Annotated in this window: 16 protein-coding genes; 9 read left to right on the forward strand and 7 right to left on the reverse strand. The window is 45.1% G+C overall.

The genetic code is table 11. The features are described from left to right. Positions 1-64 precede the first annotated feature (64 nt). Positions 65-556, reverse strand: coding sequence for an Rsd/AlgQ family anti-sigma factor (locus tag UQW94_RS08280; protein WP_005382515.1), 492 nt, complete (start codon positions 554-556; stop codon positions 65-67). A 177-nt stretch (positions 557-733) separates the two neighbouring features. Between UQW94_RS08280 and nudC the strand changes: the two genes are divergently transcribed. Both nudC and hemE read left to right on the forward strand, forming a co-directional pair. Beyond that, positions 734-1531 carry an NAD(+) diphosphatase gene (nudC, locus tag UQW94_RS08285; protein ID WP_322142187.1) on the forward strand — a complete coding sequence of 266 codons (798 nt, stop codon included), beginning with the start codon at positions 734-736 and terminating at the stop codon, positions 1529-1531. Between the two features lie 247 nt (positions 1532-1778). Next, the gene (gene hemE / locus UQW94_RS08290) at positions 1779-2846 is read left to right on the forward strand and encodes a uroporphyrinogen decarboxylase (protein WP_047102537.1); all 1068 of its coding nucleotides are present in this window, start codon (positions 1779-1781) and stop codon (positions 2844-2846) included. 240 nt (positions 2847-3086) lie between these two features. Here the strand turns inward: hemE and UQW94_RS08295 are convergent, their stop codons facing one another. Together UQW94_RS08295 and UQW94_RS08300 are read right to left on the reverse strand one after the other, a co-directional pair. Next, entirely contained in the window at positions 3087-3659 is a 573-nt protein-coding gene (locus UQW94_RS08295) for a uracil-DNA glycosylase family protein (RefSeq protein WP_005382518.1), read from the reverse strand. A gap of 2 nt (positions 3660-3661) precedes the next feature. Then, positions 3662-4585, reverse strand: coding sequence for a D-2-hydroxyacid dehydrogenase (locus UQW94_RS08300; protein ID WP_170894208.1), 924 nt, complete (start codon positions 4583-4585; stop codon positions 3662-3664). A 66-nt stretch (positions 4586-4651) separates the two neighbouring features. On the opposite strand from UQW94_RS08300, the gene UQW94_RS08305 reads away from it, so the two are divergent. Further along, complete coding sequence (locus UQW94_RS08305) at positions 4652-5239, forward strand: YjaG family protein (RefSeq protein ID WP_005382520.1); 588 nt, start codon at positions 4652-4654, stop codon at positions 5237-5239. A gap of 165 nt (positions 5240-5404) precedes the next feature. After that, on the forward strand, positions 5405-5839 hold the full coding sequence (gene tnpA, locus UQW94_RS08310; RefSeq protein WP_017633711.1) for an IS200/IS605 family transposase: 435 nt from the start codon (positions 5405-5407) through the stop codon (positions 5837-5839). A gap of 93 nt (positions 5840-5932) precedes the next feature. Here the strand turns inward: tnpA and UQW94_RS08315 are convergent, their stop codons facing one another. Beyond that, complete coding sequence (locus UQW94_RS08315) at positions 5933-7066, reverse strand: hemolysin family protein (protein WP_213894437.1); 1134 nt, start codon at positions 7064-7066, stop codon at positions 5933-5935. Positions 7067-7319: 253 nt separating this feature from the next. Between UQW94_RS08315 and hupA the strand changes: the two genes are divergently transcribed. Next, a complete protein-coding gene (hupA, locus tag UQW94_RS08320) occupies positions 7320-7592 on the forward strand; it encodes a nucleoid-associated protein HU-alpha (protein ID WP_005382524.1) in 273 nt (90 codons plus the stop codon). Between the two features lie 39 nt (positions 7593-7631). After that, a complete protein-coding gene (locus UQW94_RS08325) occupies positions 7632-8330 on the forward strand; it encodes a DUF1481 domain-containing protein (protein WP_213872162.1) in 699 nt (232 codons plus the stop codon). A 62-nt stretch (positions 8331-8392) separates the two neighbouring features. Here the strand turns inward: UQW94_RS08325 and UQW94_RS08330 are convergent. The 3 genes from UQW94_RS08330 to purH form a co-directional block, all read right to left on the reverse strand. Next, positions 8393-9597, reverse strand: a protein-coding gene (locus UQW94_RS08330) for an IS3 family transposase (RefSeq protein WP_151514398.1) whose coding sequence is annotated in 2 segments (ribosomal slippage) — positions 8393-9246 and positions 9246-9597 — 1206 coding nt in all. Because the reading frame shifts where the segments join, the coding sequence is not laid out codon by codon here. A gap of 111 nt (positions 9598-9708) precedes the next feature. Continuing rightward, positions 9709-10998, reverse strand: a complete 1290-nt coding sequence (gene purD, locus UQW94_RS08335) for a phosphoribosylamine--glycine ligase (protein ID WP_213869023.1) — start codon at positions 10996-10998, stop codon at positions 9709-9711. 194 nt (positions 10999-11192) lie between these two features. Next, positions 11193-12785, reverse strand: coding sequence for a bifunctional phosphoribosylaminoimidazolecarboxamide formyltransferase/IMP cyclohydrolase (purH, locus tag UQW94_RS08340; protein WP_225474300.1), 1593 nt, complete (start codon positions 12783-12785; stop codon positions 11193-11195). A 265-nt stretch (positions 12786-13050) separates the two neighbouring features. Between purH and zntR the strand changes: the two genes are divergently transcribed. The 3 genes from zntR (at position 13051) to cadB (ending at position 17204) form a co-directional block, all read left to right on the forward strand. Continuing rightward, entirely contained in the window at positions 13051-13449 is a 399-nt protein-coding gene (zntR, locus tag UQW94_RS08345) for a Zn(2+)-responsive transcriptional regulator (RefSeq protein WP_005382529.1), read from the forward strand. Positions 13450-13612: 163 nt separating this feature from the next. Further along, positions 13613-15175: a lysine decarboxylation/transport transcriptional activator CadC gene (cadC, locus tag UQW94_RS08350; RefSeq protein WP_151514382.1), complete on the forward strand. Its 1563-nt coding sequence runs from the start codon at positions 13613-13615 to the stop codon at positions 15173-15175. 685 nt (positions 15176-15860) lie between these two features. After that, a complete protein-coding gene (gene cadB, locus UQW94_RS08355) occupies positions 15861-17204 on the forward strand; it encodes a cadaverine/lysine antiporter (RefSeq protein ID WP_005434864.1) in 1344 nt (447 codons plus the stop codon). The last annotated feature ends 62 nt before the right edge of the window (positions 17205-17266 follow it).

The following is a 17266-nucleotide window of genomic DNA, read 5'->3' on the forward strand; positions in this document are numbered from 1 at the left end:
ACAAAAAAGACCGACGATGATCGTCAGTCTTTTCTCTCACTCTATTTCTGAATGTTTGCAAATACTAAGCTCCAGGTGGCATAGACAGGCTTTCTGCGATTTGCTGTATCAGATAGTCCTCGACTTCAAAGCGAGTCTCAAGAATTTCCCCAATGAGACACATATCAGAATCGAAATCATTTAATTCATCATCTTCAGTCACTTCTGAGTACTTATCGTTAAAGTTCAATAATGGTTCAGTCGTTAGAACAATTTGACCATAGGTTTGATTGATCTCATTAGTCACGACAAAGCCGGTTGCTTTCCAACGGTCCATAACCATGTCATAAATTTTAAAGTGGCCTTCGGAGATGTAATCAACGAGGTGCTGACAGAAATCCTGCAGTTCGGAAGGAGATGGGAGTTCAATAACATTGGTTTTCGAACAAGGTTGCAGCGCTGCAAGCTTACAATATTCAACAATCAGGGATTGTCGTGTCTCTAACCAGTGATCAATGACATCACTTGAGCCACCCCACTGGTCTTGTGTTTGTTTGAATTTTCTTAGCATGACCATGCCCTCATGATCTGATCGCCCATCGGCGAACGTATCCTTTGCAAAGCAAAGTTAGTAAAGTTATTACAAACTCTTGTCCTTACTAGAATTTAGAGTGCACATTTACTTAACGATAAACTCTAGTATGAAATTAGATTGCCAGTAAAATGAACGAACTTCAAGCAAAGGGATGGTGTAATGTTAAGAAAAGGTGATGTTAACCGCGCGATAAATGCATACTGGTGTGTTGTTGCAGGAAGTGAAATTTGGCTGGTGGATGGTGCTGTGCCCTTCGGGTCTGCAGAGCAGTTATCACTGCCAGTAACGAGTGCAAGACCCATTGGTGAGTATTCTGGTTCGCCCGTCATGTGGCTTAACTTGGCCGATTTAGAGCATGATCTACCTTTAGTATCCCTGCGTGACTGCCTGCATTTTCCTGAGCCATTATTTATGTTGTTAAGTAAAGCTGTGCAATATGGGCACATGACGCAAAGTTTGCGCTTTTGTCCACAGTGCGGAGGAAGAAACTTTCTTAATAATAACCAGTTAGCCATGCAGTGTGGTGAATGTCGCACCCTTCATTATCCTAGAATATTTCCGTGTATTATCGTTGCTGTACGTAAAGAAAATCAGATCTTATTAGCCCAACATCCAAGGCATCGAAATGGTATGTATACGGTTATTGCGGGTTTTCTAGAAGTCGGTGAGACATTAGAAGAGTGCGTGGCTCGAGAAATTCATGAAGAAACGGGAATTCTCGTTAAAAATATTCGTTACTTTGGCAGCCAGCCTTGGGCTTTCCCATCCAGTATGATGATGGGGTTTTTCGCTGACTATGAATCCGGAGAGTTAAGCCCAGACTACACTGAGCTGTCTGATGCACAATGGTTTGGTATCGACGAGATGCCGCCTGTTGCGCCTAAAGGAACGATTGCAAGAGCACTTATCGAGCAGACGCTGAAAGATATAGACACTAATTATCTGATAAATAGATAAAAAAAACCCTCCGAGAGGGAGGGGGTAAGTAAGATGTCGTTATGAGATGCTGAGTACTAAGTACTCAGTTTATAATTGTAGTTTTCGCTAGCGAACAAATTTTTAACACTGATACCGATTGGGTGCAAATTAAGCATTGATTTAAAAGTTAATAACTTGATCCAGGTTGCAAAGCACACAGCTATTGGACTTAAATCGGTGATAGAATACCCCCTTTCACAGAAAGCCTAACAGTTGGAATTACGGAATGACTGAATTAAAAAATGATCGTTATCTGCGTGCGCTTTTAAAAGAGCCGGTAGATTACACGCCAGTATGGATGATGCGCCAGGCAGGTCGTTACCTACCAGAATACAAAGCGACTCGTGCAGAAGCGGGTGATTTCATGTCTTTGTGTCGAAATGCAGAATTAGCATCCGAAGTGACACTTCAACCATTACGCCGTTTTCCTCTTGATGCCGCGATCTTATTCTCGGACATCTTAACGATTCCAGATGCAATGGGGCTTGGTTTACGTTTTGCTGCGGGTGAAGGACCTGTTTTTGATAACCCAATTACATGCAAAGCCGACGTGGAAAAAATTGGTTTGCCAGATCCTGAAGGTGAACTGCAATACGTAATGAACGCAGTACGCCAGATCCGTAAAGACCTGAAGGGTGAAGTGCCGCTGATTGGTTTTTCTGGTAGTCCTTGGACTCTTGCGACGTATATGATCGAAGGTGGTAGCTCTAAAGCGTTTACCAAGATCAAGAAGATGATGTACGCGGAACCACAAACTCTGCACCTACTTCTAGATAAGCTGGCAGACAGCGTTATCGAGTACTTAAACGCGCAAATTAAAGCGGGTGCGCAATCGGTAATGGTATTTGACACATGGGGTGGCGTACTAACGCCTCGTGATTACAATCTGTTCTCACTGCAATACATGCACAAGATTGTAGATGGTCTGATTCGTGAAAACGACGGTCGTCGCGTGCCAGTCACACTGTTTACTAAGAATGGCGGCATGTGGCTTGAGCAAATCGCAGCAACGGGCTGTGATGCGGTTGGTCTAGACTGGACAATCAACATTGCAGACGCGAAAGCACGTATCGGTGATAAAGTGGCGCTGCAAGGTAACATGGACCCATCAATGCTTTACGCTTCACCAGAGCGTATCCGTGAAGAAGTCGCGGGTATTCTAGAAGGTTTTGGTAATGCAGGTACTGGTCATGTGTTCAACCTAGGTCACGGTATCCATTTGGATGTGCCGCCAGAAAACGCGGGTGTATTTGTGGAAGCGGTACACGAGCTATCTAAGCCGTACCACAAGTAACTTCGACTTTTTGAAATCAAATGCCGGCATTCAGTGCCGGTATTTTTTTACCTAAAATTCAGTTTTTCTATCTGAGACTCAAGGCTGTACAGCTCTAGTAGTATTTGGCCTACTATGATCTAATTACTACTCTAGCTGTACATTAGACATTAAAATTTAATATAAACAAATACTTATGACTTCGGCTTTTATGTTCTAATTTTCTTGTACAGATAAACAAGCAATTAGATCATGGGTAACCTAAAGCATCGAGTGAACGCGTTTTTTAAGGTATGGCACGACGTCAGATTCAAACCAAGGGTTCTTCTTTAACCACAATGTATTGCGTGGAGATGGGTGAGGGAGCGGGATAAAGTCCGGTTCCCAATCTTGCCATTGCTGAACAGTTTGCGTGAGCGTCTTTGGTTTGTTGGTGAGATAGTACTGCTGCGAGTACTGACCAATTAGTAGAGTGAGCTCTATATTGGGCAGTTGCTCAAGAATCTTTTTATGCCAAGTGGGCGCACATTCTTTACGAGGCGGTAAATCACCAGAGTTCCCTTTGCCTGGATAACAGAATCCCATTGGGACAATGGCAATTTTATTTGGGTCGTAGAAAACGTCTTTGTCGATATCGAGCCATTGGCGTAATCGATCACCACTTGGGTCATTCCAAGGTATCGAGGTTTTGTGTACACGTGTGCCAGGGGCCTGACCGATGATTAGGATGCGTGCCCCTTTTGCGGCTTGTACGACAGGGTTTGCGCCCAAAGGTAAATTATCCGCGCAGATCTGGCAGGCCCTCACTTGTTGCAATAGCTCGTCTAACGACATTCTCAGTAACCCTTTTCGAAATCCACTTGATAATTTAATGAAAACCCATCGCGCCAGCGTAGATAGTTGTCAGCAAAAATCTCGATGACTTGCTCGGGAAAACTCAGCGCAGCAATGTGTGGAGTGATGGTGACTTGCGGTAGTTTCCAAAGCGGATTCTCTACCGACAACGGCTCTTGCTCAAACACATCTAAGAAGGCGTGTTCTACCCAACGGTTTTTCAGAGCGAAGAGCAACCCTGCCTCATCCAGTACGTCGCCACGACCTACGTTAAACAATAACGCCTGATTTAGTTGGCTGAGCGTTTGACGATTAAGTAACTGTCGCGTCTCAGGTGTACTTGGTAGAGTGTTCACAACGATGTCGGCTTGCTCAAATGCCTTACTTAGTTCATTGATATGAAAGGTCTGATGAAATTCGCCGCCTGGAGTAGGGATACCTGTGCGGTTAATACCGATAGTTTTTATCCCCATTGCTTTAGCGGCGTTGCCCAGATAGCCCCCAATGCTACCGGTACCAAGAATTACCATGGTTTTACTTTGTAATGATGTGTATAGGTGAGGCTGCCATTGTTTGTTTTGTTGCTGCTGGTGGTATCGGGCAAAGTGGCGGTAATGGGCAATACTGTAACCCAAAACATATTCAGCAATCAGTGGACCAAAGATGCCTCGAACGTTAGTTAGAGTATAGTCCTGACGAAGGCTAGGGGATGTTAAGGCGTTGACACCAGCAAATGTGGATTGTACCCATTCAAGCTGTGAAAACTCGTCTAAGCTTTGTGATAGTAAGGGTGGATCCGCTAGTACGATCTGAGCGGCTTCTGGTTGGTCGGTGAGGCAAAGATCGGGCAGATTTTTCTCTGCCAGTAACGTTTTGTAGGTGTCGCGATGCTCTGAGAGCAGGAAAATCTGATTTGAATGCGGCATTAACTTTTTTCCCTGTGATGAATCAAGTACACTTTCGCTGTTTTTTTCTTCAATGATTGAGTGACTATGCTTAAGAATCCTCTTCAGGTTCGTTTAGAAAAACTAGAACCTTGGCAACAAATTACCTTTATGGCGTGTCTGTGTGAACGCATGTATCCAAACTATGCGATGTTTTGTGAGAATACAGAATTTGCTGACCCGCGTGCTTACCGAGCGATTCTTGATAGTGTATGGGAAATTTTGACAGTTAAGAACGCGAAAATTAACTTCGAACGTCAATTGGAGAAGTTAGAAGAGTTGTTCCCAAGTGCGGATGAGTTCGATTTTTACGGCGTTTACCCAGCGATGGACGCGTGTCAGGGTTTGTCTACGTTACTGCATGGTCTATTGGACCGCGACTACCTTTTCGATTCAATGCTTAAAGTGAGTCAACAGTCGGTACAAACCGTTGCTGATCTAGAGCAAGCACAAGGCGCAGAGCCAATCACTAACGACAACCAGAAAGAAAACGAAGCCGTATGTGAAGAGTGGGACGTCCAGTGGGCTATCTTCCGTCCGCTGCGTGAAGCGGTAGAACGTGACATCAGCTTGATTAAAGATTTGCGTGAAGAGCTACGTGAAGAAGGTGTGAGCAACATCGGTATTGCACTTTAATCGTTGAATAAATAGAAAAAGGCATCCTAACTGGATGCCTTTTTTGTTTTCAGCCCTAAACCACCTACTTCAGTAGGTGGTTATCATCCGTTTCGGCTTTGCCTGTAAAACTACTCATGCTAAATGCGTCTTTGATTTTTCCAGAAGTCAAAGAGGACAAATAACATGAGTAGATACAATCAAGCTTCCCACGTATTTTGGCGTTGTCAATACCATATAGTGTGGACGCCAAAGTATCGATTTAGGATCTTGAAGAACAATATAGGTAAAGAAGTTTATCGATGTATTTATGTTTACTGTAATCAACTTGGATGTGAAGTCGTAGAGCTAAACGTACAAGTTGACCACGTACATTTAGTTGTAAAGGTCCCACCAAAGCTTTCGATATCCAAGTTGATGGGGGTATTGAAAGGCAAAATAGCCTTAAAGCTATTTAGCAAGTTTCCTCACCTTAGGAAGAACAGGCTTTGGGGTAATCACTTTTGGCAAAGAGGCTATTTTGTCGATAGTGTTGGAATCAATGAAGAAATAATACGCCGATATGTAAGACATCAAGAGAAGCAAGAGCGAGTAGAGCAGCAGCAATTGGCGCTGGACTAAACAAAGGCCCCCTTTTAGGGGGCTCACACAAAGCCACCTTCTTTAGAAGGTGGTAATTTACTTGTGCGTTTAAGCTGTTATACCTAATGCTGATTACGATTCTTTCGAGTCGGGTTTCGGTGGCTCTTGAGCTTCTGGCTCTTTATCCTGCTTCTCCGACTCATTGTCTTCTTCATCGTCATCGCGGCTTTCGATTACGCCGTGCATTTCTTTCCAGCTTTCCCAGCGTTGGTAAGCCAGCTCCTGCATGTCAGTGCTTTTATCTGCTTCGTCGATGATCTCCTCGCCTACGAGGTGTTCAAAAATATCTTCCAACGTTACCAAACCTAGCACGGTACCGTATTCATCAACAACAAGTGCCAGCTGTAAGCGATGAGTCATCATCTGGTCGAATACTTTAGGTAAAGTGGTATTGTTTAGCACCACTTGAATTGGGCGCATGATTGCTCCCAACTGTTTCTGTCCACAACCTGATTGTTGTAGTTTGAACAACTCAAGGCGATGCACAAAACCAATGATGTTATCTTTCTGCTCGCTGTAAACCAATGGGCGTGAGAAAGGCGTATCTTTGTGTTTTTCTAGGAACTCATTGATGGTCATTGTGGCATCGACACGGAATACTACTGGTCGTGGCGTCATAACCTGCGTTACGGGTACATCTTGGATGCCAAGCAAGTTGCTTAAGATTTTTGATTCACCCTCGGCAAATTCACCGCTTTCACGTGCCAGAATCGCCATTGCAGACAGCTCATCACGCATCTTTGGAGCTTCGTGGTTACGAGCAAGACGCTTGGTGATTTGCTCTGAGAACCAAACAAAGGGTGTAAGCGCCCATACCATCCAACGCAATGCGACCGCGGCAGTGGGTGCCAACTGACGCCAGTAGGTCGCGCCAATCGTCTTCGGTACGATTTCTGAAAGCACTAAGATCGCCAATGTCAGCACTGCCGAAAAGATACCTAATGCTTCGCTACCAAATACAACCGCAGCTTGTGCACCAGCAGTGGCCGCGCCGATCGTGTGAGCGATGGTGTTTAAAGTCAGAATAGATGCCAGTGGTCGGTCGATATCTGATTTCAGCTTAGCCAATTGCCCAGCTGCGGGATGCCCCTGTTGATTGAGCTGCGCAATGTAGCTCGGACTGATACTCAGCAGTACCGCCTCCAGCACCGAACAGATAAACGAAATGCCGATTGCAATAGAGATATAAATGGATAACAGCAGCATAGTTGCCCTTGAATGTAGTTTGATAGTGGTTATTTGCAGCTATTATAACCGCAAAAGTGACTTATAAATTGGTCCAAATACCTTGGAAAGCAAGGGTTTTCAGGGGGTATGTGGTAACAAATTGTGAGTTATTACTCATATTATGGCTAAAAGTACGTCAGAAAATCGAAAGATCGCTTACAAACCTTTGCCAGATGGGGCATTTATGTTTTAGAGTGAGACGAATTCGATAACCTATGAGAAGGGAAACCTAATGAACAAGACCCAATTAATCGACTTTATCGCAGAGAAAGCAGACCTATCAAAAGCACAAGCAAAAGCTGCTCTTGAAGCGACTCTTGATGGTGTAACTGGCGCACTTAAAGAGGGTGACCAAGTTCAACTAATTGGTTTTGGTACATTCAAAGTAAACCACCGCGCTGCACGTACTGGTCGTAACCCTAAGACTGGTGACGAGATTCAAATCGCAGCAGCTAACGTACCAGCATTCGTAGCAGGTAAAGCGCTGAAAGAATCAGTAAACTAAGTTAGAATGCACCGAGGTATCCTGCCTCGGTGCAATTTCATGAAAAAACATCTACTCACTTCACTTCTCCTATCTAGCCTTACCCTTTTTGGCTGTTCATCGGTTGAAACTCCTAATTTAGAACAATTCACGCATTTTTCTGGTGGTAAAGTTGCGGGAGATGCTAGCAGCTTGTACTGGATGACAGAGAAACTCACTCGTGTGAGTACGGCGGCTGATTATGTGACTATGGGGGACAATGGTTGGTTCAAGAGTGATTATCGCTGGGATGAAGGTGAGTTGCGAGAGTTGATTCGAAAAGGCGAGCAAGTTGATACCAAACAAGAGTTGGTGCCTTTTCAAATCCACATCCGTTTCAATAAAGATGGCGAAGCGGTTTACCAACAATATCGTGTTAACCTTAAAGTCTTACCACTCCAGCATGACCAATTAGAGCGCTACAAAGCAGAAGCGAATGACGTAGTGGCATCGGTTAAGGCGCAGTCTCGTAACAATCAGAGCCTTATTCAAGGTTATTGGAATGGTCAATCGTTTGAAACCTGCAAAGGTAAGGTGTTCTCGACACTCGAGTTTAATCAGACGCTGCCAAAATTTATTATCGAGCGTCTCTCATCGGTAGACAGTTATGTGGCTTTTGTCGGCAAGCAGTCACGAAACAAAGCAATGGTCGATGAACTGTTGATGCTCAATGACGATGACTTTGATTGTGTTTCTCGGCCAAAGTTGATCTCTGAATAAACATTGCTTCGAATTCTGTCGAACAAGAATGACCCGTCCTGATATGGGTTGACACTTTTTAACTAAAACGCTCGATGTACTTCATCGGGCGTTTTGTATTTTAAAGCCGTATGAGGCCTCATTTGATTATAGATATCTACGGACTCTGCTACCATCGTCCTTGCTTCTTTCAGATCTTTCGGTTTCTTCAGCAAGAGCTCCATTTTGAGTATCCCATTTACACGCTCAGCTAAAGCATTCTGATAACAGTCATACCCGTCAGTCATTGAGCAAGTCACTCTATGTTTCTTATGGATATCTTGATATTCCTTCGAACAGTATTGTGAGCCTCTATCTGAGTGGTGTATTAGCTTTTCTTCACTCTGCCGTTGCCTGAGAGCTGAGATAAATGCCCGCTTAACTGATTGAGTTTTCATGTTGTCATCCACATAAAAACCAACAATCTTCCTTGAATAAGCGTCTGTAACCAAGCTGAGATAACTCTCTCCATTTTGAGTTGGCAAGTAAGTAATATCAGCAACCCACAGTTGTTCTGGCTTCGTTGGTGTCAGCCCATCTTTCACTTTGTTTGGGTGACAGAAAAATCGATGACGGCTGTCAGTCGTTCGGTGATAGGCTCGTCTTGCTCTCACTAACAGCCGATGCTTTCTGAGAAGTTCAAAGAGCTTATCGCGACCTATTTGAATGCCCTTTGTTGCTGCTAAGAACTTCAGTTTACGCGTGCCAATGCGTGGCTGCTTCAGCCTGACTTCACGGACAAAGCCAATGACAGCATGCTCATGATGTTCACAACGAGATTGAGTTTGACATTGCTTATAATAAGCTTGGCGAGAGATTTGTACTAACTGACAAAACTTCGTAACGCTCAAACCTACTATGGTTTTCTCTTGGACAACGCTTCTTTGTGCTTTTTTGTCACTCTAACACCATAGTCACGTTCCATAACGTTCACGACAGCTTCAAAGAAGTCGGCTTTGAGTTGAGCATCTTCGAGCTGCTTCTCAAGCTCTTTAATACGTTGCTCTGGTGTAGGAGGTGAATTGAACTCGGCCATAGAGTCTCCTTTGGACATAAAGTTAGGTGTCCCTTTAGACCAATCTAGTCGACCATGCTTACGAAGCCAAACCAAAACCGTAGAGCAACCTTGGATGCCATACTTCTCTTGGGCTTGTTTGTAAGTGAGGCTTCCTTTTTCAACCTCATCAACTACAGTGAGTTTAAAAGCGAGGGAGTAATCGCGCTGAGTTCTTTTAGTTGTTGATTTCATAACACTCTCCAATTTTGGGGGTGGAAAGTGTCAACCTTATTTAGGACGGCACAGAACAATAAAAAAAGGCGCTGAGTGCGCCTTTTGTTTTTTAGCCAACTTATGTTGTTTTTATTTGTCTTGCTCACGTGCAATTGCACGGTAGCCGATATCGTTGCGATGGAACATGCCATCCCAACTGATCTGTTTTGCAAGCTCGTAAGCACGCTGCTGCGCTTCTGATACGCTGTTGCCAAGTGCGGTTGCACAAAGAACGCGACCACCGTTTGTCACGATGTCGCCATCTTTGTTATCTGTACCTGCATGGAAGACTTTTTCGCCTTCAATTTCAACTTGTGGCAGACCCGAAATAACGTCGCCTTTGTTGTACGCTGCTGGATAACCACCGGCTGCTAGCACGATACCAATCGATGCTCGTGGATCCCACTTCGATTCCGCTTGATCCAGTTTCTCGTCGATTGCCGCTAGACACAGATCAACAAGATCCGATTCCATGCGCATCATGATAGGTTGTGTCTCAGGATCACCGAAGCGGCAGTTGTACTCGATTACTTTCGGAGTGCCGTCTTTGTCGATCATCAGACCCGCGTATAGGAAACCAGTGTAAGGGTTACCTTCAGAGGCCATGCCACGTACTGTTGGGTAAATCACTTCTTCCATGATGCGGTTGTGGATTTCCTGTGTTACCACTGGAGCTGGAGAGTATGCTCCCATGCCACCGGTGTTAGGACCCGTATCTTTGTCGCCTACGCGTTTGTGGTCTTGGCTGGTGGCCATTGGCAGAACGTTCTCACCATCCACCATCACGATGAAGCTTGCTTCTTCACCATCTAGGAACTCTTCGATAACGACACGACTACCAGCATCACCAAATGCGTTGCCTGCTAGCATGTCTTTGATTGCGTCCTCAGCTTCTTCTAGCGTCATCGCTACGATAACGCCTTTACCAGCAGCAAGGCCGTCAGCTTTTACTACGATCGGTGCACCTTGCTCACGTACGTAAGCAAGAGCTGGCTCGATTTCAGTGAAGTTCGCGTAGGCACCTGTTGGAATTTGGTGACGAGCAAGGAAGTCTTTAGTAAACGCTTTAGAGCCTTCAAGTTGCGCTGCGGCTTGGGTAGGGCCAAAGATTGGTAAGCCAGCTTCGCGGAACGCATCAACCACACCAATAACCAATGGTGCTTCTGGGCCAACGATAGTCAGTTCAATCGCCTTCTCTTTGGCGAAAGCAACAAGGCCAGCGATGTCTTCTACATCGATGTTTACGTTCTCTAGTTTTGGCTCTAGTGCTGTACCTGCGTTGCCTGGAGCAATGAAAATAGTCTCAACATTTGGGTTTTGCGCTGCTTTCCAGCCTAGCGCATGTTCACGACCGCCTGAACCAATGATTAAAACTCGCATATGAAAATCCTTAATCTTATAAATACCGTTTGCTCAAACTCAGATATTTCGCAAAGACCTGAGTATGGCCTCTCTAATTCAATGGGACGAGGACAAGGCGACAAGTGAACTTATTCCTATGAGCATAGTATGCTATGTGATTAGGATAAGTGAACGCCGTCAACGCAGTTATCGTCCCAGTGAAGACGAGAGGATTAGTGGCGGAAGTGACGCATACCGGTAAAGATCATCGCCATGCCGTGCTCATCTGCTGCTGCGATAACTTCGTCGTCACGCATAGAGCCACCTGGCTGAATTACGCACTTAATGCCGGCTTCTGCTGCGGCATCGATACCGTCGCGGAATGGGAAGAAAGCGTCAGATGCCATTACGCTACCGGCAACTTCTAAGCCTTCGTCTGCAGCTTTGATGCCGGCAATTTTCGCTGAGTAAACGCGGCTCATTTGGCCTGCGCCCACACCGATAGTCATGTCGCCTTTCGCGTAAACGATCGCGTTAGATTTCACGTATTTCGCTACCTTCCAGCAGAATAGGGCATCTTTAAGCTCTTCTTCTGTCGGTTGACGCTTAGAAACCACTTTAAGGTCGTCTAGGCTTACCATGCCTTGGTCGCGATCTTGAACCAGTAGACCACCGTTGACGCGTTTCACGTCAAAGCCCGTTGTCTTCGTTGACCACTCGCCACACTCTAGTAGACGTACGTTCTTCTTCGCTGCAACCACTTCAATCGCTTCAGCAGAAACGGAAGGAGCGATGATGACCTCAACGAATTGACGCTCAACAATAGCGGTTGCTGTTTCAGCATCTAGCTCTTGGTTGAATGCAATGATGCCGCCGAATGCAGATGTTGGGTCAGTTTGGTAAGCACGGTTGTACGCTTCTAGGATGTCTTTACCTAGAGCAACACCGCATGGGTTTGCGTGTTTTACGATTACACATGCTGGCTCGTTGAACTCTTTCACACACTCAAGCGCTGCGTCCGTGTCTGCGATGTTGTTGTAAGAAAGGGCTTTACCTTGGATTTGGCGAGCAGTAGAAACGGATGCTTCTTGTGGGTTTGCTTCAACGTAGAATGCGGCTGCTTGGTGGCTGTTCTCACCGTAGCGCATGTCTTGCTTCTTCTCGAACTGTTGGTTGAACGTACGAGGGAATTTGCTCTCTTCATCACCTTCTTTGTTCTCACCGTAAGATGGAACCATAGTGCCGAAGTAGTTTGCGATCATGCCGTCGTAAGATGCTGTGTGCTCGAATGCTGCGATAGCTAGGTCGAAACGAGTTTCTAGTGTTAGAGACTTCTCGTTTGCGTCCATCTCTGCAATTACGCGGCCGTAATCACCTGCGTTAACAACGATAGTCACGTCTTTGTGGTTTTTCGCTGCAGAACGAACCATGGTTGGGCCGCCGATATCGATGTTTTCAACAGCGTCGGCTAGTGTACAGCCTTCTTTGGCAACGGTTTCTGCGAATGGGTATAGGTTTACGACAACCATATCGATAGGGTTGATGCCGTGCTTTTCCATCACGTCATCATCTTGGCCACGACGACCAAGCACACCACCGTGAACTTTTGGGTGAAGCGTTTTAACGCGGCCGTCCATCATTTCTGGGAAACCAGTGTAGTCAGAGACTTCAGTTACGGCGATGCCTTGTTCGGCAAGTAGGCGAGCTGTACCACCAGTAGATAGGATATCGACACCGCGCTCAGCAAGAGCTTGCGCAAACTCAACAATACCTGTTTTGTCTGATACGCTGATAAGCGCACGGCGAATAGGACGAGCGTTATTCATGCTTCCATTTTCCTCAAATTCACGGAGTTAAAGATGTTTGCCAAAAATGAACTTGTTTTTACCTCTTGGGGTAAAATATTGGCCAGTTTTGGTAAAGACCTTTGCAGGGTGTTTTCTGGTTAGAAAATAGTCTCCACATTTGATGGCGCGTATTCTAACCAATTTATTACAAAAAAGCTCGCGCAATCGTTTGGCATCTCAAAAATAATTGCAAAAAAGTCGTTCTTTAGCTTTAAAAGTAACGAGATAGTTAATAGGGAAAGTTATGTTTCAGATAGGTGAACTGGCAAAACGTTGTGGTGTGACTGCCGATACATTGCGTTTCTACGAGAAAAACGCGCTAATAAAACCCGCAGGGCGAAGCGAATCAGGCTACCGCTTGTATGATGAAGAGAATCAAAAGCAGGTGCACTTTATCCTCAAAGGTAAAGATCTTGGCTTGAGTCTGGATGAAATTAAAGACCTGTTAGAAATTAAGTTAGAAGCGACAGAACACAGCTGTGCAGAGGTAAAAGCCATTACTTCTGCTAAGTTAGAGCTGATTGATGGGAAAATTAACGAGCTGACGAAAATTCGCCGAGCGTTAAAGAAGATTAATGATGCTTGTTGTGGTCATACAGACGATGACGCCACACATTGCTCTATCCTCGCAGCACTTGAGTAGTCTCATTCTTGCATCACTTAACTTAAGTTTGCATTTTTGGCGACTTGCTTTTCTAGGTACACGCTGCTTTCCCACCTATAATCTTGCCTTTAGTTACTTGTAGGAATCGACCATTGTCTGATTCCTAGCGTAACGCTGTCTGTAGATACGAGAGTTTTCATACATGGTTGGAGTCTATTTTCAAATCAATGACTGGGTTTTGAGCGTTGATGAAAATAAGCTGTATCGACAAGATAGGGAAGTTACTGTTGAGCCACGCTTAATTAATCTTTTGCACTTCTTAGCGGAGCATGCGAATGAGGTGTTCAACCGCGAGGAATTGATTCAGTACGTTTGGGCTGGAGCGATTGTGACCGATCAAGTGGTGACTCAATCCATCTTTGAGTTGCGTAAGCTACTACGTGACGGTCGAGAGGAAAATACCAACTACGTTATCACGGTGCCCAAGCGTGGCTATAAGCTGGTAGCGAACGTGGTTGCTATGACGCATGAAGAGTTTGTCACAAGTCGGCAAAATGAAGAGATCCCACCTTCGGTTGAAGAATCGGAAGAGGATTGTCTACCTATAGCACCAGCCGTTACCTTTCCTGCCGGTCCTCTAACTCGCGCGGTCTGCGAGATGTCAAAAGAGAAAAAAGCCCCTCAGAGCAAAAACAAAATCAGTCCTTGGCGATTGGGAATTATGAACTTCATCTGGATCAGTATGTTGGTCGTAGTGATGGGCGTGTTTACCTACAAGCAATCGGAAGTGCGTATTACCCAAGCCATCGATACCCATCTGATTGAGTTCAAGTTTCAAGATAATTTTACGAATGAAGGATTAAGCTACGATTTGGCAGACGGATTCGCCCAAAAGTTGATGTCCGACATTGCTCAAGTCAGTGATTACCGAGTCATGCTAAAGAAGGCGTCGTTTACTTCTGGCATTGTACCTGGTAAATCGGTTGTGGTGAGAGTTCGTGAGAATGACGGTGGCAGCTTTTTAGAGGTGGAATATCGCAATAACTCATCTGAAAAAGTGTTGTTTAGTCGTCAATACGCGTTAACCAGTAGTCATTTAAAGACAGTGCTTCAACAAGCGTCGTTGGATTTGATGCAAGTGCTGAAAGTGTCGGATGCCAAATTGAAATCTACGATGCTGGTGGCGGGAATGCCAATGAATCCCGACGCGTTGGAGTTGTTTGTTCAGGCTAACCATTACCTTAATGTCTCTGATACTAAACAATTCCGCCAAGGTATCGACTTGATGGAAAACATTTTAGAAATCGAGCCGGATAATGCTTACGTTCAAGCTGAGTTGTTGATTGCTTACCATGTACAAAAGGCACTTGATTTCTCACAGGAGTTGAAGAAAGGGCGAATGCAGCAGCTCAGTGAAGCACTAGAGACTAATGTGAAAATGATGGTGGGGCCAATTCAACCGCGAATTTATGAAGCTTTAGCACTGCACGAAACCATCATTGGTGACATGGCGTTAGCCAAGCGGCATCTCGGACAGGCATTGAGGTTACGTGATTCAGTGCTTTCCTATGTGATTCGCGGTAAGCACGCCGAATTGGATGGTGATCTGGATTTAGCCAGTGAGTCTTACAGTGAAGCTTTCTATATTGATACGTCGGTTGAGACGTACCTGCTGTGCGAAAACTTGGTCTTCCCAAGTAACATGAAGGCGATTGATTACGCCATGTATCGCGCCGTTCACCCTTCTGTCGTTCGAATGCTTTAATTCTCTCGGACTCAACGTCAGTCTAATGCTAGCCCCTCATTTCGGTGAGGGGCTTTTTTGTCGCTGTCGAAAAGTGAAAAGGGTGAGGCGGTGGGGCAATGACTTACGAAGGAGCTAACAACGCAAGCTTGCAACGGGAATACATACCCGCTTTGCTTCTCTATCTCTATCTCTATCTCTATCTCTATCTCTATCTCTATCTCTATCTCTATTGATTGTATGAAGTGTCTGGCTGAGTTATGTGGCGAGAATGATTTTGATGCTTTCTTGCAGGCGAGATGAATATTGATGTGGGTCAAAAAGCGCGATCAGGGAGAGATTTATGGAATCAACACTTCAGGGAATTAACCCTTCGGGATGGGGAAGTTGATAGAGGTTGATAACTTTTATCGCGATGACCAACGAGTTGATGAGAGTTTATCTATCGGTAGAAGGTTTGATGTTTTTCTTATAACTAAATGAATAATATGGTTTTATATTTTTGTGTTTATCATGTTTATCTCAACTTGATGTTGATGAACTAATCATTTTATTGATAACACCAAGTTTATTTTTTTCCCAGTTTTTGGGCGTAGTCTTCACTTCGAAATTTAGCGAGGTCGAGCAGATTCCTCCTCATAGCATCTCGCTAATAACCATTCAGTTTGAGTCATGTTGACTCGAGTAGAATAGATTTGGAGATGTTATGTCATCGAATGCGAAAAAAATCGGCCTTATTGCCTGTACGGGTGTCGTAGCCGGTAACATGATGGGTAGTGGTATTGCACTATTACCTTCTAGTCTTGCCTCTGTAGGCTCTGTTTCAATCTTCAGTTGGCTGATCTGTTTGGTCGGTGCGCTGAGTCTGGCGTTCGTTTACGCTCGTCTGGCAACCAAAAACCCACAAGAAGGTGGTCCTATCGCTTATGCTGGCGAAGTGTCTCCGGTATTTGGTTTCCAAACGGGCGTTCTTTATTACCACGCGAACTGGATTGGTAACCTGGCTATTGCCATTACAGGTGTTTCTTACCTTTCAGTATTCTTCCCTGTGCTTAATAACCCTATCCCAGCAGGTATTGCGACGATTGCATCGGTATGGATCTTCACTTTCGTCAACCTACTTGGTGGTAGCTGGGTAAGCCGTCTATGTACGCTTGGTCTAGTTCTTATCCTTATCCCAGTTGTTGGTACAGCCGCATTTGGTTGGACGCACTTCGATACTGCGCTTTACAGCCAAAACTGGAACGTATCAGCAGGCACTGACAGCCACGCGGTAGTAACTGCGGTTCTTATCTGTCTATGGTCATTTGTAGGTGTGGAATCAGCAGCGGTATCTACTGGTATGGTAGAAAACCCTAAACGTACCGTACCACTAGCAACTATGTTGGGTACTGGTATCGCAGGTGTGATTTACATCCTATCAACTCAAATGATCAGCGGCATGTTCCCTGCGTCAGAAGTTGCGGCATCAGGTGCGCCATTTGCACTAGCAACAACTGAGCTATTCGGTAGCTGGACAGCGCCATTCGTATCAGCATTTACAGCACTAGCATGTTTCACTTCGCTAGGTTCTTGGATGATGCTAGTAGGTGAAGCGGGTAAACGCGCAGCAAACGACGGCAACTTCCCTAAAATCTACGGTGAAACTGATAAAAACGGTGTGCCTAAGAAAGGTCTAATCCTTGCGTCAATCAAGATGACTGCGCTAATGGTTGTACTGATGTTCTTCAGCTCTAAAACAGCACACGCATCAGACCTGTTCAACCAGCTAACGACTGACGCAGTTCTACTAACTATGCTGCCTTACTTCTACTCAAGCATTAACTTGATTCGCTTCGAAGGTATGACAACACGTAACGGCTTCGTAATGCTGTTCTCTGGTGTGGCTTGTCTGTTCTGCTTCATCGCTCTAGCAGGTGCAGAGGGCGGTACGCTAACAGCAACCTTCATCGTTTCTCTAGTTATCTTGATGTTCTACAGCAAAAAAGCAGGTCTTGCTCAGTACGTGAAAATGCACGCTGACGACATGCCTGCCCAAGCAAGCAACTAATCCCCAAAACGCTGGCACTACGGTGCCAGCCCATAAACCCAAATTCACGCGGCGCTCACCTT

Origin of the sequence: Vibrio sp. PBL-C16 (assembly GCF_034321865.1) — a bacterium.
GTDB lineage: Bacteria > Pseudomonadota > Gammaproteobacteria > Enterobacterales > Vibrionaceae > Vibrio > Vibrio alginolyticus.

Bases quoted from the DNA above. Each gene is read 5' to 3' on its own strand.
- UQW94_RS08280 (WP_005382515.1), bottom strand. From the start codon at position 556: ATGGTCATGCTAAGAAAATTCAAACAAACACAAGACCAGTGGGGTGGC.
- nudC (WP_322142187.1), top strand. From the start codon at position 734: ATGTTAAGAAAAGGTGATGTTAACCGCGCGATAAATGCATACTGGTGT.
- hemE (WP_047102537.1), top strand. From the start codon at position 1,779: ATGACTGAATTAAAAAATGATCGTTATCTGCGTGCGCTTTTAAAAGAG.
- UQW94_RS08295 (WP_005382518.1), bottom strand. From the start codon at position 3,659: ATGTCGTTAGACGAGCTATTGCAACAAGTGAGGGCCTGCCAGATCTGC.
- UQW94_RS08300 (WP_170894208.1), bottom strand. From the start codon at position 4,585: ATGCCGCATTCAAATCAGATTTTCCTGCTCTCAGAGCATCGCGACACC.
- UQW94_RS08305 (WP_005382520.1), top strand. From the start codon at position 4,652: ATGCTTAAGAATCCTCTTCAGGTTCGTTTAGAAAAACTAGAACCTTGG.
- tnpA (WP_017633711.1), top strand. From the start codon at position 5,405: ATGAGTAGATACAATCAAGCTTCCCACGTATTTTGGCGTTGTCAATAC.
- UQW94_RS08315 (WP_213894437.1), bottom strand. From the start codon at position 7,066: ATGCTGCTGTTATCCATTTATATCTCTATTGCAATCGGCATTTCGTTT.
- hupA (WP_005382524.1), top strand. From the start codon at position 7,320: ATGAACAAGACCCAATTAATCGACTTTATCGCAGAGAAAGCAGACCTA.
- UQW94_RS08325 (WP_213872162.1), top strand. From the start codon at position 7,632: ATGAAAAAACATCTACTCACTTCACTTCTCCTATCTAGCCTTACCCTT.
- purD (WP_213869023.1), bottom strand. From the start codon at position 10,998: ATGCGAGTTTTAATCATTGGTTCAGGCGGTCGTGAACATGCGCTAGGC.
- purH (WP_225474300.1), bottom strand. From the start codon at position 12,785: ATGAATAACGCTCGTCCTATTCGCCGTGCGCTTATCAGCGTATCAGAC.
- zntR (WP_005382529.1), top strand. From the start codon at position 13,051: ATGTTTCAGATAGGTGAACTGGCAAAACGTTGTGGTGTGACTGCCGAT.
- cadC (WP_151514382.1), top strand. From the start codon at position 13,613: ATGGTTGGAGTCTATTTTCAAATCAATGACTGGGTTTTGAGCGTTGAT.
- cadB (WP_005434864.1), top strand. From the start codon at position 15,861: ATGTCATCGAATGCGAAAAAAATCGGCCTTATTGCCTGTACGGGTGTC.